Source organism: Pseudomonas sp. zjy_15 (assembly GCF_043101865.1).
In the GTDB taxonomy this organism is placed as follows: domain Bacteria; phylum Pseudomonadota; class Gammaproteobacteria; order Pseudomonadales; family Pseudomonadaceae; genus Aquipseudomonas; species Aquipseudomonas putida_Y.
This window is the reverse complement of the sequence record NZ_JBICII010000113.1, coordinates 25,474-40,447: the sequence shown is the minus strand read 5'-3', so window position 1 is coordinate 40,447 and position 14,974 is coordinate 25,474. Positions and strand designations below refer to the sequence as shown.

General features: G+C 62.3%; 15 protein-coding genes. 7 read left to right on the top strand and 8 right to left on the bottom strand.

What is annotated here, in order from left to right; genetic code table 11:
• Positions 1-103 precede the first annotated feature (103 nt).
• A complete protein-coding gene (gene upp / locus ACF8EF_RS22495) occupies positions 104-742 on the top strand; it encodes a uracil phosphoribosyltransferase (protein WP_003247366.1) in 639 nt (212 codons plus the stop codon).
• 2 nt (positions 743-744) lie between these two features.
• On the top strand, positions 745-2,010 hold the full coding sequence (locus tag ACF8EF_RS22490; RefSeq protein WP_103443485.1) for a uracil-xanthine permease family protein: 1,266 nt from the start codon (positions 745-747) through the stop codon (positions 2,008-2,010).
• Between the two features lie 35 nt (positions 2,011-2,045).
• Here the strand turns inward: ACF8EF_RS22490 and hemH are convergent, their stop codons facing one another.
• Positions 2,046-3,062 carry a ferrochelatase gene (gene hemH, locus ACF8EF_RS22485; RefSeq protein WP_392461377.1) on the bottom strand — a complete coding sequence of 339 codons (1,017 nt, stop codon included), beginning with the start codon at positions 3,060-3,062 and terminating at the stop codon, positions 2,046-2,048.
• 13 nt (positions 3,063-3,075) lie between these two features.
• On the bottom strand, positions 3,076-3,981 hold the full coding sequence (locus ACF8EF_RS22480; protein ID WP_176684974.1) for a TIGR01777 family oxidoreductase: 906 nt from the start codon (positions 3,979-3,981) through the stop codon (positions 3,076-3,078).
• A 187-nt stretch (positions 3,982-4,168) separates the two neighbouring features.
• Here ACF8EF_RS22480 and ACF8EF_RS22475 point away from each other — a divergent pair, with 187 nt between their 5' ends.
• From ACF8EF_RS22475 to ACF8EF_RS22455, 5 genes are all read left to right on the top strand, one after another.
• Positions 4,169-5,155 carry an NAD(P)/FAD-dependent oxidoreductase gene (locus ACF8EF_RS22475; RefSeq protein ID WP_176684973.1) on the top strand — a complete coding sequence of 329 codons (987 nt, stop codon included), beginning with the start codon at positions 4,169-4,171 and terminating at the stop codon, positions 5,153-5,155.
• Positions 5,156-5,258: 103 nt separating this feature from the next.
• Positions 5,259-6,227, top strand: a complete 969-nt coding sequence (locus ACF8EF_RS22470) for a YbgA family protein (protein WP_392461374.1) — start codon at positions 5,259-5,261, stop codon at positions 6,225-6,227.
• On the top strand, positions 6,217-7,116 hold the full coding sequence (locus tag ACF8EF_RS22465) for a MerR family transcriptional regulator (RefSeq protein WP_392461372.1): 900 nt from the start codon (positions 6,217-6,219) through the stop codon (positions 7,114-7,116). The genes ACF8EF_RS22470 and ACF8EF_RS22465 overlap by 11 nt, the downstream gene beginning before the upstream one ends.
• Entirely contained in the window at positions 7,107-8,549 is a 1,443-nt protein-coding gene (phrB, locus tag ACF8EF_RS22460; RefSeq protein ID WP_176684970.1) for a deoxyribodipyrimidine photo-lyase, read from the top strand. The genes ACF8EF_RS22465 and phrB overlap by 10 nt, the downstream gene beginning before the upstream one ends.
• Entirely contained in the window at positions 8,546-9,244 is a 699-nt protein-coding gene (locus ACF8EF_RS22455) for an SDR family NAD(P)-dependent oxidoreductase (protein WP_392461370.1), read from the top strand. The genes phrB and ACF8EF_RS22455 overlap by 4 nt, the downstream gene beginning before the upstream one ends.
• A gap of 63 nt (positions 9,245-9,307) precedes the next feature.
• Here ACF8EF_RS22455 and ACF8EF_RS22450 read toward each other — a convergent pair whose 3' ends face one another.
• From ACF8EF_RS22450 to hemA, 6 genes are all read right to left on the bottom strand, one after another.
• Positions 9,308-9,826, bottom strand: a complete 519-nt coding sequence (locus tag ACF8EF_RS22450) for an acyloxyacyl hydrolase (protein WP_176684968.1) — start codon at positions 9,824-9,826, stop codon at positions 9,308-9,310.
• Positions 9,827-9,929: 103 nt separating this feature from the next.
• The gene (gene murI / locus ACF8EF_RS22445; protein WP_176684967.1) at positions 9,930-10,727 is read right to left on the bottom strand and encodes a glutamate racemase; all 798 of its coding nucleotides are present in this window, start codon (positions 10,725-10,727) and stop codon (positions 9,930-9,932) included.
• Complete coding sequence (locus ACF8EF_RS22440; protein ID WP_176684966.1) at positions 10,720-11,475, bottom strand: molybdopterin-synthase adenylyltransferase MoeB; 756 nt, start codon at positions 11,473-11,475, stop codon at positions 10,720-10,722. The genes murI and ACF8EF_RS22440 overlap by 8 nt, the downstream gene beginning before the upstream one ends.
• Positions 11,469-12,299, bottom strand: a complete 831-nt coding sequence (prmC, locus tag ACF8EF_RS22435) for a peptide chain release factor N(5)-glutamine methyltransferase (RefSeq protein WP_176684965.1) — start codon at positions 12,297-12,299, stop codon at positions 11,469-11,471. Before prmC ends, ACF8EF_RS22440 begins: the two co-directional genes overlap by 7 nt.
• A complete protein-coding gene (gene prfA, locus ACF8EF_RS22430; protein ID WP_003247392.1) occupies positions 12,299-13,381 on the bottom strand; it encodes a peptide chain release factor 1 in 1,083 nt (360 codons plus the stop codon). The genes prmC and prfA overlap by 1 nt, the downstream gene beginning before the upstream one ends.
• The gene (gene hemA / locus ACF8EF_RS22425) at positions 13,378-14,655 is read right to left on the bottom strand and encodes a glutamyl-tRNA reductase (RefSeq protein ID WP_176684964.1); all 1,278 of its coding nucleotides are present in this window, start codon (positions 14,653-14,655) and stop codon (positions 13,378-13,380) included. Before hemA ends, prfA begins: the two co-directional genes overlap by 4 nt.
• Positions 14,656-14,974 lie beyond the last annotated feature (319 nt).

Here is a 14,974-nt window from a genome sequence, read left to right as displayed (position 1 = left end):
AGATCAAGCATTTATGGACTAACGTCCAGAATGACCAGACGACAGCACAGGCTGAATAGATTAATCTAGCGCGGTTTTTTTGCCCGCCTTTCGGAGCCCCCCTATGCCCACTCGTGAGATCCGCCATCCGCTGATCCGCCACAAGCTCGGCCTGATGCGCCGTGCCGATATCAGCACCAAAAATTTTCGCGAACTCGCCCAGGAAGTCGGCGCGCTCCTGACGTATGAAGCCACCCAGGACCTGCCCCTCGAAACCTACGAGATCGACGGCTGGTGTGGCAAGGTCTCGGTTGAAAAAATCGCCGGCAAGAAGATCACTGTAGTACCGATCCTGCGCGCCGGCATCGGCATGCTCGACGGCGTGCTCAGCCTGATCCCGGGTGCCAAGGTCAGCGCCGTCGGCGTTGCCCGTAACGAAGAAACCCTCGAAGCCCACACCTACCTGGAAAAGCTCGCGCCGGACATCAACCAGCGCCTGGCCCTGATCATCGATCCGATGCTGGCCACCGGCGGCTCGATGGTTGCCACCATCGACCTGCTGAAAAAGGCCGGCTGTAAAGAGATTCGCGCCATGGTCCTGGTCGCCGCGCCAGAAGGCATCGAGGTGGTGGAAAAAGCCCACCCGGACGTGAAGATCTACACCGCCTCGATCGACCAGCGCCTGAACGAACACGGCTACATCGTGCCTGGCCTGGGCGATGCCGGTGACAAGATCTTCGGCACCAAGCAAAAGGACGCCTGACCATGCAGGACGGCTTCAACGACCCGCTCTGGCGCCAGGTCGTTTCGGGCGCGCAGATGCTCTTCGTGGCATTCGGCGCGCTGGTGCTGATGCCCCTGATCACCGGCCTCGACCCGAACGTCGCGCTGTTCACCGCCGGCATCGGCACGCTGCTATTCCAGCTGGTCACCGGTCGTCAGGTACCGGTGTTCCTGGCCTCGAGCTTTGCCTTCATCACGCCGATCATCCTCGCCAAAGGCCAGTTCGGCCTTGCCGAGACGATGGGTGGCGTAATGGCTGCCGGCTTCGTGTACACCTTCATGGGGCTGATGGTCAAAGTCAAAGGCACCGGTTTCATCGACCGCATGCTGCCGCCGGTGGTGATCGGCCCGGTGATCATCTCCATCGGCCTGGCCATGGCACCGATCGCCGCCAACATGGCGATGGGCAAAGGTGGGGACGGTACAGCGCTGATGCCGTACAAGACGGCCATGCTGATCTCGATGCCTGCGCTGCTGACAACCCTGATCGTTGCCGTATTTGGCAAGGGCATTTTCCGCCTGGTTCCCATCATTTCCGGTGTGTTGGTGGGCTTTGCCCTGTCGTTCGCCTTTGGCGTGGTCGACACCGCCAGGATCGCTGCCGCACCGTGGCTGGAAATCCCCAATTTCACCGCCCCTGCGTTCAACTGGCAGGCCATTCTGTTCATCGTCCCGGTTGCGCTGGCGCCGGCGATCGAGCATATCGGCGGGGTGATCGCAGTGGGCAGCGTGACCGGCCGTGACTACCTGAAAAAGCCTGGCCTGCATCGGACGTTGCTGGGCGACGGCCTGGCTACCACTGCAGCCGGCCTGTTCGGCGGCCCGCCCAACACCACCTACGCCGAAGTGACCGGCGCGGTGATGCTGACCAAGAACTACAACCCGAAGATCATGACCTGGGCGGCGGTCTTCGCCATTACCCTGGCGTTCATCGGCAAGTTCGGCGCGCTGCTGCAAAGCATCCCGGTGCCGGTGATGGGCGGCATCTTGTGCCTGCTGTTCGGCTCGATTGCAGCGGTGGGCATGAACACCATGATCCGCCACCAGATCGACCTGGCCGAAGCACGCAACCTGGTGATCGTCTCGGTGACACTGGTGTTCGGTATCGGCGGCGTGCTGATCGGCAGCGGTGACGGCCCGGATGACTGGGGCCTGAAGGGCATCGCCCTGTGCGCCATTGTAGCTATTGCCCTGAACCTGATTCTGCCGGGCAATGATGGCTGGAAGCACAAGAAGCTGGATGTATAACCGGTCGGAAGGGGCCGCAACACGGCCCCTTCGATTCAGGCCTTTTCACACATATCAGCCAACACCCTGACCCACTCCGGGTGATCATTCAGGCACGGCACCAGCACCAGTTCCTGGCCACCAGCCTCGACAAACTGCTCGCTGCCACGCATGCCAATCTCTTCCAGTGTCTCGATGCAATCCGCCACAAACGCCGGGCACATCACCAGCAGCTTCTTCACACCGGCCTTGGCCAGCTCATCCAACCGCGTCTCGGTGTAGGGTTCGATCCACTTGTCCCGCCCCAGCCGCGACTGGAACGATACCGACCATTTGCCATCAGGAATGCCCATGCTCTGCGCAAAGGCCTTGGCCGTAGCCAGGCATTGCCCGCGATAGCAAACCGAACGTACTTCGGCGGGTGCACCATGGCAGCAATCGGCAGCACGCAGGTCGTGCTTGACCCCCTTCGGAAACAGCTTCTTCAGGTGCCGTTCCGGCAAGCCATGGAAGCTCAGTAGCAGGTGGTCGTAACCCTGCTCCAGGTACGGCCGGGCGCTGGCTGCCAGCGCCTCGATGTACGCCGGGTGCTCGTAGAACGGCTGCAGCACGTGCATCTGCAACGGTAACTGGCGCTCGCTGACCGCCTGTTTCGCCTGCTCGACCACAGTGGTTACCGTACTGTCGGCGAACTGCGGATAAAGCGGTGCCAAAGTCACCTTGCGCACACCTTGGGCGGCCAGCCGCGCCAACACCTCAGGCAAGGCCGGCTGGCCGTAGCGCATGGCAATTTCCACCGGGCCATGGGGCCAGTGCTCGACCATCGCTGCCTGCAGGCGACGGGTCAGCACAACCAGAGGCGAGCCCTCCTCCCACCAGATCGAAGCGTAGGCGTGTGCCGACTGCTCCGGGCGCTTGACCAGGATCAGTGACACCAGCAAGCGCCGCACCGGCCACGGCAGGTCGACCACGTATGGGTCCATGAGGAACTGGTTGAGGTAGCGGCGCACATCGGCCACCGAGGTGGAGGCCGGGGAACCCAGGTTGACCAGCAGCAGGGCGTGATCGGTCATGCAGCGTCCTATGTCAGAGGCGACTGGACAGGTTGTCCAGCGCCGATTGCAGATCGTTGAAGCGGAAGGTGAAGCCGGCTTCCAGCAAGCGTACCGGGCGCGCCCGCTGGCCTCCCAGCAGCAAGGTCGACATCTCGCCAAGGCCCGCCTTGAGCAACAATGCCGGCACTGGCAACAGCGCCGGCCGATGCAGGGCGCGGCCCAGTCGCCTGGCAAACTCACGGTTGCGCACAGGCTCCGGGGCACAGGCATTATAAGGACCGCTGGCATCCTTGTGCTGCAAGAGAAAATCAATCAGGGCGACCTGGTCATCTATATGAACCCAGGGCATCCACTGCCGCCCGTTGCCCAAAGGTCCGCCCAGCCCCAGCTTGAAAGGCATGCGCAGGCGCGACAAAAAGCCGCCGTCGCTGGCCAGCACCAGGCCGGTACGTACCAGTACCACGCGGATCCCCTGTGCTTGCGAACGCTGGGCGGTCTCTTCCCAGGCAATACACAACTGGCTGGCGAAATCTGCGCGCACTGGGGGTGAAGCCTCGGTCAGTTCACGCTCGCCACCGTCTCCGTACCAACCTACCGCAGAGCCGGAGATCAACACGTGCGGGCGCTGCTCACGGGTGCCCAGCCAAGCCAGTAATTGCTCGGTAAGGGTGACACGGCTGGCCCACAACAAATTGCGCCGGGCGGCTGTCCAGGGCCTGTCGGCAATTGGCGCACCCGCAAGGTTGACCACCGCATCAAGATGATCGTTGGCCTCCAGCTGCTCCAGGCGCGCGATACCACGTACGCCGCTACCGCAGATTTTCGCCACCTGTTCAGGACGCCTGCTCCAAACCGTAAGCCGATGCCCTTGGCCCAGCCAGTACTGGCACAGATGCTTGCCAATCAAACCGGTGCCACCTGTCAGCAATATATGCATGGCTGTGTCCTCGCAGAATGCGGCGGTGGTCTATTTTTAACATCAAGGCACTTTTTTGACCCGACGCTCTCGTATAAACATAGGCCAACCTGCCCGCCAACACGGAATAACCTTATACAGAATTCTTGCATTGTACAGGTTTGCCTGACAGCGTAGTCTGCTCACAGCAAGGTTTGAAGAGGCCATCATGACAGTACCTATCGCCATCATCGGGGCCGGCATTGCCGGTTTGTCAGCCGCCCAGGCCTTGCAGAAGGCCGGGCAATCCGTGCACTTGTTCGACAAAGGCCACGGCAGTGGCGGGCGCATGGCCAGCAAGCGCAGCGAGGCCGGCGCGCTCGACCTGGGCGCACAGTACTTTACTGCCCGTGACCGACGTTTTGTCGATCAGGTGCAGCAATGGGTGGCTGCCGGCTGGGCCGAGCAGTGGAAGCCTCAACTGTACAACTACCGTGATGACGAACTCACGCCCTCCCCCGATGAGCAAACGCGCTGGGTAGGCGTGCCACGCATGAGCGCCATCACCCGAGGCTTGCTCAAGGACGTCACCGTCAACTTCGGCTGCCGCATAGCGGAAGTGTTTCGCGGCAAGCAGTACTGGCACCTGCAGGACACCGAAGGTTGCAGCCACGGCCCCTACAGCCGTGTGGTCATCGCCGTCCCGGCACCGCAGGCCACGCCACTTCTGGCCGCTACACCAAAGCTGGCTGCGGTGGCCGCTGGGGTGCAAATGGAACCTACCTGGGCCGTCGCCCTCGCCTTCGAGGCACCACTGGATACACCGATGCAAGGCTGCTTCGTGCAGGACAGCCCGCTGGGCTGGCTGGCCCGCAATCGCAGCAAGCCTGGCCGCGACGAGCACCTGGACACCTGGGTACTCCACGCCACGTCAGACTGGAGCCGGCAGCACATCGACCTGCCGAAGGAAGAAGTCATCGAGCAGTTGTGGGGCGAATTCGCCGAACTGGTCGGCTGCGTGGTACCGCCGCCTACCTTCGCCCTCGCCCACCGCTGGCTCTATGCCCGCCCCAGCAGCAACCATGAGTGGGGGGCACTGGCCGATGCTGACCAGGGCTTGTACGCCTGTGGGGACTGGTGCCTGTCCGGGCGTGTCGAGGGCGCATGGCTCAGTGGCCAGGAAGCAGCGCGGCGCTTGCTCGAACACCTTGAGTGATGCAGAACTGTACAAAAATACTAGTTTGCATAACTTCAGCGCTGTGCTGAAATAAACCTGTACAAGTTTTTAGTCGCGTACAGGTTTATTTTCGGAGGCAGCCATGCACGACCCTTCAGCCCACAGCAAGCCGCGTATCGCCATCAGCGCCTGCCTGACCGGGCACAGCGTGCGCTATAACGGCGGCCACAAGGCCTCCGACCTGTGCCGTAAACAGCTGGAGCATCACTTCGACTGGTTACCCGTGTGTCCGGAAGTGGCAATCGGCCTGGGCGTTCCGCGCGACCCGATTCGGCTGGTCGGCAACCCCGAGCAGCCCGAAGTGCTCGGCACCCGTGACCCCGGCAAAGACCTGACCGACCCGCTGCGCACCTATGGCGAGCAGATGGCCGACGAACTTGACGACATCTGTGGCTACATCTTCATGCAGAAGTCTCCTTCTTGCGGCCTGGAACGGGTAAAGGTTTATCAGGACAATGGCCACCCGGCCGTGCATGGCGGCCGTGGCGTCTATGCCCAGGCTTTCTGCGCATTGCGCCCGGACCTGCCAGTTGAAGAAGAAGGCCGCCTGCATGACCCTGTGCTGCGCGAGAATTTCATAAGCCGCGTTTACGCCTACGCCGACTGGCAGCGCCTGCTGGCCGAGGGCCTGAACCGTGGCGCTCTGGTGCGCTTCCATTCGCGCTACAAGTATTTGCTGATGGCCAACAACCCTCAGGCCTATCGCACCCTCGGCCGCCTGCTTGGCAGCATGAGCAAGGATGACGAACCACAGAGCATCGGCCAGCGCTATTTCAGCCAGCTGATGCAGGCCCTGCGCCGCTGCGCCAGCCGCGGCACCCACAGCAACGTGCTGCAGCACCTGAGCGGTTACTTCAAGGATGCCCTGACGCAGCAGGACAAGGCCGAGTTGCAGGCAGTCATCGGCCAATACCAACAAGGCGTGGTACCACTGGTAGTGCCACTGACCTTGCTCAAACACCATTTGCGCAAGCACCCAGACCCCTACCTGCAGCAACAAGCCTACCTGCAGCCTCACCCCGAGAGCCTGGGCTTGCGCAATGCGGTCTGAGGACTTGCTGCCCATCGGCGAACTGGCCCGTCGCACTGGCGTGAACCCGGTCACCCTGCGCGCCTGGGAACGCCGTTATGGGTTGCTCAAACCACAGCGCACTGCCAAGGGGCATCGCCTGTACCCACTTGAGCAGGTCGAACGCGTCGAGGCCGTCCTGGCCTGGCTGCAGCGTGGCGCGTCGGTCGGCCAAGTCCGCGAGTTGCTCGACAAACCCACCAGCACCCCACCGAAGGGTGACTGGCAAGCCCGGCAATTCCAGCTGATCGAAGCCATCGCCAGCCTTTCACAGCGCGCCCTCGACCAGCAACTCAACCAGGCCATGGCGCTGTACCCGGCAGTCACCCTGTGCGAGCAATTGCTGCTGCCGCTACTCGACATGCTCGACCTGCGCTGGCGCAATTACTTCAACGCTCGGCTGGAGCAGGTGTTTTTTCACAGTTGGCTGCGCAGCAAGCTCGGTGCCCGCGTGTACCACGACAACCAGCTGCTGCAAGGTCCTGCAGTATTGCTGGCCGAAGACAGCGAACGCACCTTCAGCCCAGGCCTATGGTTGTGCGCCTGGCTGCTTACCAGCAACGGCTTCCCGGTGGAAGTGCTCGAGCAGCCCGTCGCAGGCTCGCAGTTGCTAAGCGCCGTCAACGCGCTGAAACCACGCGCCTTGCTCCTGCACCTGGGGCCACGCATCGACGACAAGGCGTTGCAGCGCACCCTGCAAGGCTTGCCGGTCCCCAAACTACTGGGCGGTACCACGCTAGCGCTGCATGAAGCCCGCTTGAAGGCTTTTGAGCTGCCCGACCTTTTCCTGTTCGACACCCCGCAGGCGGCATTGCGCGCGCTTCAAGCCCTTGATCGACAGCCTGTAGAGATAAATCCCCCATGCACCTGACCTGGCTGCGCAGCGACCTGCGTATCGATGACAACACTGCACTCAGCGCCTCCACCGAGCGCGGCCCGACCATCGCCCTGTGGCTGGTCAGCCCCGGACAATGGCAAGCCCATGATGATGCCGACTGCAAAGTCGACTTCTGGCTGCGTAACCTGCATGACCTGCGCCAATCACTGGAAAAGCTGAACATACCCCTGCTGATCCGTAGAATTGAGACTTGGGACCAGGCGCCACAGGCGGTGCTCGATGTCTGCCGCCAACATCAGGTGCAAAGCGTGCACTGGAACGAGGAGTACGGCATCAATGAGCAGCGCCGGGATGATGCCACCCGGGCACTGCTGGAAAAGTCGGGCATCCAGGCGCACAGTTACCTCGACCAGCTGTTCTTCCGTCCGGGCACCCTACTGACTCGCAGTGGCGATTACTTCCAGGTGTTCAGCCAGTTCAAGAGAACCTGCCTGGAGCATCTGCACCGCAGCCTGCCGGCCCTGGCACGACGGGTGAAGCGCCAGGCACCGTTGAACATCGACAGCGACCCGGTCCCGCAATATGTAGAGGGCTTCGGAAAAACCACGCACGCACTGCGCGACCACTGGCCAGCCGGTGAAGCTGAGGCACAGTCCCGTCTGTCACGCTTCCTCGACGAAACCATCGACGACTACCACCACTTGCGCGACATACCTGCCAAGCCCGGCACCAGCCAGCTTTCCCCCTACCTGGCCGCCGGCGTGATTTCGCCCCGCCAATGCTTGCACGGTGCACTGGCCGGCAACCGGGGCGAGTTCGACAGTGGTAGCACGGGCGTGCAGACCTGGATCAACGAGCTACTCTGGCGCGAGTTCTACAAGCACATCCTCAGCGGTTATCCACAGGTCTCGCGCCATCGTGCCTTCCGCGCCCAGACCGAAGCCCTGCCCTGGCGTGACGCTCCGGCAGACCTGGAGGCCTGGGAGCAGGGCCGCACCGGCTTCCCGATCATCGATGCCGCCATGCGCCAACTGCTGCACACCGGGTGGATGCACAACCGCTTGCGCATGGTCGTGGCCATGTTCCTCAGCAAGAACCTGCTGATTGACTGGCGCAAAGGCGAGCGGCACTTCATGCGCCACCTGATAGACGGCGACCTGGCCGCCAACAACGGGGGTTGGCAGTGGAGTGCGTCCACCGGCACCGACGCGGTGCCCTATTTCCGCATCTTCAATCCGGTTTCACAGTCGCAGCGCTTCGATCCACAGGGGCAGTTCATTCGGCACTGGGTACCGGAACTACGGGAGCTCGATGAAAAAGCCATCCATCACCCCATTAAATCGACGGACCTTTTCGGTAATACTTCGTACCTAAGTCCAATCGTAGATCTCAGCAGCAGTCGCCAGCGGGCCCTGGAAGCATTCAAAGGGCTGCCACGCCGGCAGAATCAGGGGATAACGTCTTGATTAACTCGCGTAGTTTTTGGGTTACAGGCGCAAGCAACGGACTTGGCTTGGCTTTGGTGGAGCGGATGCTCGATGAAGGACATCGCGTTGCCGCGAGTGGCAAGGATAGCGATGCACTGGATGATTTGGGGTCACGCTACGGCAGCCAATTGTTGCGTTTGCCGTGGCAGTTGCATGAAGAACAACACGTCACCGATGCGTGCCAACAGATTTGCCATGCCTGGTGTTCGCTGGACGGGCTGATCCTCAACACCGGCACCACCGATTACCTGCCAGACAATGTCAGTGACAGTGAGCTGATCGAAGCGATCATCACCACCAACCAGCTGGCCGCAGAGCATTGCCTGAGCAAAGCGCTGCCGTTGCTGGCAAAGGGGCAGTCGCCCCAGGTGATGGCGCTTTTCAATCGCTATTCGGCATTGCAACTGTTTGCACCGACACAGGTGACTGCGGGCTGGAACAACTTGCCGCAATGGCTGCGTGAGCAGCGCAAGGCCCTTGAGGAGCAAGGGGTAGCACTGACCATTGTTGGGCCACAATCGCTGAAGGTAACGGTAACGTCGGCACAGGCGATACCGGAGGCGTGGACGCCCGGCAGTGCCGCTGAGGAGTTATTGCGGCGGTGGCCTCAGCGAGAGCCGGAACTGATTCTGGAGACTCTGGACGTCAGTAGCCTGTGGCCGCTGACGCGCTAACACCTGAAATCAGCACTACCGTCTTCGCGGGCATTGCCCGCGAAGGGGTGAATGCTGGTGAACTCAGAGCGCCATTCGGTAATGCAGGCTGTAGCTTTCTACGCCATCATTGGGCTCTTTGATGCCGGCGTTCGAGTAGTGAATCGCCCGCACCCCAATCTCATGCCCGCCGGCAAAGCGCAAACCAAAGCCGATGCGGTCCTCGAACTGGAAAGCCGAACCCAGCTCGTTGCTTTCCAGCTCGGTGCTGGAGAATGCCGCCACCCCGATCCCCGCTTCGATGTAAGGCTTCACCGACTCCCCGGCAAACTCATAGACGAACACTGGTGCGAAGGACAGGCTGTGATTGCTCGCGGTCTCGTCGCCATCCCAGTAGGTGTAGGCCCCATCCCAATAGCCGGTCAGCCGGCCAACGCTGGTCTGCCACCAGCTCGCGTCCCAGTTCGATTGCAACCCCAGACGATATACCATGGTCGAATCACCGGTCTGCCCCACCGAAAACGAAGCGTCGGCAGCTTGTGCCGACATCGCTTGACCCATAACAAAGGCAGCAGCCGCTGCCAAGCCGAGCAGTTTCCTCATAAGAAACATCCTTCCTGATGCTGTTGTTAGTGTCCGCCTCATCTCAGGCAAAGCGGTAGAAAGCAGAAGTGGAACGATAGTTCAGCCGTTCTTCACGTTTTTTTCACAACGCAAAGCTTTGCACATCGTCGGACTTATGCCACAGCACAGGTAGGATTTTTCTTAAGGTTTCGGGATCAGCGCTTGTCCAGAAGCGTGCAGCGCCGGCTGGGCCTTCGGCCAACAGATCATTGCCACCCAGCAGTCGTCGCAATTGACGCGCCACGGCCGCACCGGTGTCGATAATCGCCACGTCGTCCGGCACCATGCCGGACAGCAATGGGCGAAGGAAAGGGTAATGGGTGCAGCCGAGGATCAGCGTATCGCACCCTGCTGCCAGCAGCGGCTGCACGTAACCTTGCAGCATCTGGCGCAACGCCGGACTTGCAAGGTCACCGGTTTCGATCAGCTCGACCAGCCCCGGGCAAGGCTGGGTAATAACCTGTACGTCGTTGGCGAAGCGGTCGAGCAAGGCTGCGAACTTGGCACTCTGCAGAGTACCGGTAGTGGCCAGCACACCGACCACGCCCGAGCGGGTGGCGGCCGCAGCAGGCTTCACGGCCGGCTCCATGCCCACCAACGGCCAGGTCGGATACAGCTCACGCAGGTCGGCCACTGCCGCCACCGTGGCGGTGTTGCAGGCCAACACCATGGCCTTTGCGCCTTGTTCATGGAAGAACCCGGCAATGTGCCGGCAGCGCTCGCGGATATAGTCCGCCGACTTCTCACCGTAGGGTATATGCCCGCAGTCGGCCACATACAGCAACGTCTCGTTGGGCAGCAGGCGCTGGATCTCGGCCAGCACCGACAAACCGCCAACCCCCGAGTCCATGACGCCGACCGGCGCCGAGCGCTCAGCCATCGCGCTTGCCACAGACCGTGCAAGCCGGGTCGCGCTTGACACGAAGCTCGCGGATACGGGTGCCGAGGGCATCGATCAACAGCAAGCGGCCGACCAACGGCTCACCGAAGCCAGCCAGCAGCTTCATCGCCTCCAGCGCCTGCAGGCTACCCACCAGCCCCACCAGAGGGCCAATGACGCCAGCTTCGCTGCACGTCAGTTCAGCTTCGCTACCATGCCCGTACAGGCAGTGGTAGCACGGGCTGTAGTCGCGCCGCGGGTCGAACACCGACAGTTGACCTTCCAGACGGATGGCCGCACCGCTGACCAGCGGCTTGCCAGCGGCGAAACAGGCAGCGTTGACCGCCTCGCGGGTTGAGAAATTGTCGGAGCAGTCCAGCACCAGGTCGACCGCCGCCACCGCAGCCGCCAGCGAGTCCTCGTCCAGTGCCTGGCGGTGAGCAACCAGGCTGACTTCCGGGTTGATTGCCTGCAAGCGCTGCAAGGCCGAGTCGACCTTGCTCATGCCGACGCTGGCACTGTCGTGGATTACCTGGCGTTGCAGGTTGGTCAGGTCGACGGTGTCGAAGTCGGCCAGGTGCAGCTCACCCACTCCGGCCGCGGCCAGGTAAAGGGCCACTGGCGAGCCCAAGCCACCCAGCCCGACAATCAGCGCTTTGCTCTGCTTGAGCCGCAGTTGGCCATCGATGTCGATCTGAGCCAGCAGCACCTGGCGGCTGTAACGCAGCAGTTCCTGATCACTCAGCATGGCAGTCGCCCCAGGGTAATGCGTTCATGGCCGCCCAGGTCCGTGCGGCTGGCCACCTCGATAAAGCCATGTTCAGCCAGCAGAGCGCGTACCGCTGCCGCCTGATCGTAGCCATGTTCCAGCAGTAGCCAGCCACCTGGCAACAGGTGCGCTGGGGCCTGGGTGGCGATCACACGAAGGTCGTCCAGGCCATCGGCACCGGCCACCAGGGCACTGCTGGGTTCGAAGCGCACGTCGCCGGCCACAAGGTGCGGGTCTTCAGCGGCGATGTAGGGCGGGTTGCTGACAATGAGGTCAAAACGCTCCCCGGCCAGGCTGTCGAACCAGTGGCTTAGCCTTACCCGAGCGTTGGCCAGGCCTAACCGCTGGCGGTTGCGCTCGGCGAGGGCGGCAGCCTCCTCCACCCGGTCAACCGCTGTCACCTGCCAGGCCGGGCGCTCGCTGGCCAGCGCCAGAGCGATGGCACCCGTACCGGTACCCAGGTCGAGAACCTTGGCTGGCGAAGCGGGTTGCAGCTCAAGGGCCGTCTCGACCAGCAGCTCGGTATCCGGCCGCGGGATCAGGGTATGCGGGGCAACCTCCAGGTCGATCTTCCAGAAGCCCTGCAGCCCAAGGATATAGGCCACTGGCTCGCCGCCCCGGCGGCGCTTCAGGTAGCCGGCATAGGTCTCGGCATCTTCGCTGCTGACAATACGCTCGGGCCAGGTATGCAGGTAGCTGCGCGATTTACCGATGGCCGCAGCCAGCAGCAGTTCGGCATCCAGGCGCTCAGTGGGCGATTCGGGCAACTGCGCGTTGCGCAACAGGCTGGCGATGACAGTCATCAGTCCCCCAAGGCGGCCAGTTGATCGGCCTGGTATTCGGCCAGCAGCGGTTCGATCACCGCGTCTACGCCACCGCTGAGGATGTCGTCCAGCGAATACAAGGTCAGGTTGATGCGGTGATCGGTCACCCGGCCCTGTGGGTAATTGTAGGTGCGGATGCGCTCGGAGCGGTCACCGGAACCCACCAACAGCTTGCGCTCACTGGCAATGGCGTTCTGCGCGGCACTGGTCTGCATGTCGTTCAGCTTGGCCGACAGCCAGGACATGGCACGGGCGCGGTTCTTGTGCTGCGAGCGCTCCTCCTGGCATTCGACCACGATACCGGTGGGCAAGTGGGTGATGCGGATCGCCGAGTCGGTCTTGTTGACGTGCTGGCCGCCGGCACCGGAGGCACGGTAGGTATCCACGCGCAGGTCGGCCGGGTTGATTTCGATGGCAGCCTGCTCGTCCGGCTCGGGTAGCACCGCCACCGTGCATGCGGAAGTGTGGACACGGCCTTGGGACTCGGTCTCGGGCACACGCTGAACCCGGTGCGCACCGGACTCGAACTTGAGCTTGCCGTAGACGTTCTCGCCCTCGACGCGGGCAATGATTTCCTTGTAGCCGCCGTGCTCGCCTTCGTTCTCGGACAAGATCTCCAGGCGCCAGCCGCGCTTTTCGGCGTAGCGCGAGTACATGCGGAACAGGTCACCAGAGAAGATGGCTGCCTCGTCGCCACCCGTACCGGCGCGGATTTCGAGAAACACGTTGCGGCCGTCGTTGGGGTCTTTGGGCAGCAGCATGCGCTGCAGTTGCGCCTCCAGCGTCAGCAGTTGCTCCTTGGCTTCACGCACCTCTTCCACGGCCATTTCGCGCAGGTCCGGGTCACTGTCCTTGAGCAGCGCCTGGGCGCCTTCGAGGTCGTCCTGGACTTTACGCCACTCTTTATAGGCAGCGTAAACCGGCTCGACCTCGGCATACTCACGTGAGTAGGCGCGAAAACGCGTCTGGTCGGAAATAACCTCGGCGTCACCGAGCAGGGCGGTGAGTTCTTCAAAACGGTCCTGGAGGATTTCCAGTTTGTTCAGCAGCGACGCTTTCATTGCGGGGATTTGTCCGTGGAGCCCTCGTTGAGGGCAAAGAGTTCCTGGGCCATGGCCAGCGCATCGAGGCGGCCCTCGGCCGAGAGCTTTTTCAGCTGCACGCTGGGCGCATGCAGGAGTTTGTTGGTCAGGCCCCGGGCCAGTTGGGCCAGCACGTCTTCGGGGTTGCCGCCATTGGCCAGCAGGCGCAGGGCCTTTTGCAGTTCTTCGTCGCGAAGGCGCTCACTTTGCTGGCGATAGGCCCTGAGCACGTCCACTGCAGCCAGTTCGCGCAGGCGCAGCATGAAGTCTTCGGCGCCCACGGATACCAGCTCTTCGGCCGCCTGAGCTGCACCCTGGCGGCTCTTGAGGTTTTCTGCCACTACATCGTGCAGGTCGTCGACGGTGTACAGGTAGACATCATCCAGCTCGCCGACTTCGGTTTCGATATCGCGAGGTACAGCGATGTCGACCATGAAAATCGGCTTGTGTCGGCGCTGTTTCAGTGCACTCTCGACCGCGCCCTTGCCCAGAATCGGCAACTGACTGGCGGTGGAACTGATCACGATGTCACTGTTGGCCAGTTCCTGTGGAATGTCTGCCAGCAGCACGGCATGCGCACCGAACTGCTCGGCCAGGATGCTGGCGCGCTCCAGGGTGCGGTTGGCCACCACGATACGGCGTACGCCCTGCTCGTGCAGGTGGCGGGCGACCAGGGTGATGGTTTCGCCGGCACCGATCAGCAGGGCCTGGCTGCGGCCCAGGTCGGCGAAAATCTGCTTGGCCAGGCTGACCGCGGCGAACGCAACCGAAACCGGGTTTTCACCGATGGCCGTATCGGTACGCACCTGCTTGGCGGCGCTGAAGGTGGCCTGGAACAGGCGCCCAAGCAACGGCCCGACGGTACCGGCTTCGCGGGCCACGGCGTAGGCGGACTTCATCTGGCCCAGGATCTGAGGCTCGCCCAGAACCAGCGAGTCCAGGCCCGAAGCCACACGCATCATGTGCTTCACGGCGTCGTGCTCTTCATGCACGTAGGCGCTGGCGCGCAGCTCGTCGAGGCTGAGGCGGTGATAGTCGGCCAGCCACTGCAGCACGGCGTCGGCGGACAGGTGGTCCTGCTCTATATAAAGCTCACTGCGGTTGCAGGTCGACAGGATCGCCGCCTCGCGGCTGGACGTCAGTCGGCAGAGCTGCTGCAGGGCGTCTACCAGCTGCTCTGGGGTAAACGCCACGCGCTCGCGTACGTCTACCGAGGCAGTCTTATGGTTGATACCAAGTGCAAGAAAGGCCATGCAAGGTCGCTGGTTGTGACGGGAAGCCGATAATTGTCCTCTTTCGCAGGTTTCAGGACAACCACCGTTCGCTATTGTGCTGATAGTCCTGCGGCTATCGCCGCTCGCGGCCGAGCATCAGCGTCGATTTCAGGTTTCACTCCCGCTTTTGATCTTCGCGACTTCAGGAGGCCGGAGAGAGGGGACCCCGGAGCGCAGCGCAGGGGGCGGATGATGGGAGCGCAGCGTTTTTTGGTGGGCTTGCCCCGTGACAACGGACGCCAAGAAGCTGGCTACAGAGCTAACTGCCTTAAGCCTTTTGCGAAAAGGTGAGTCAGCG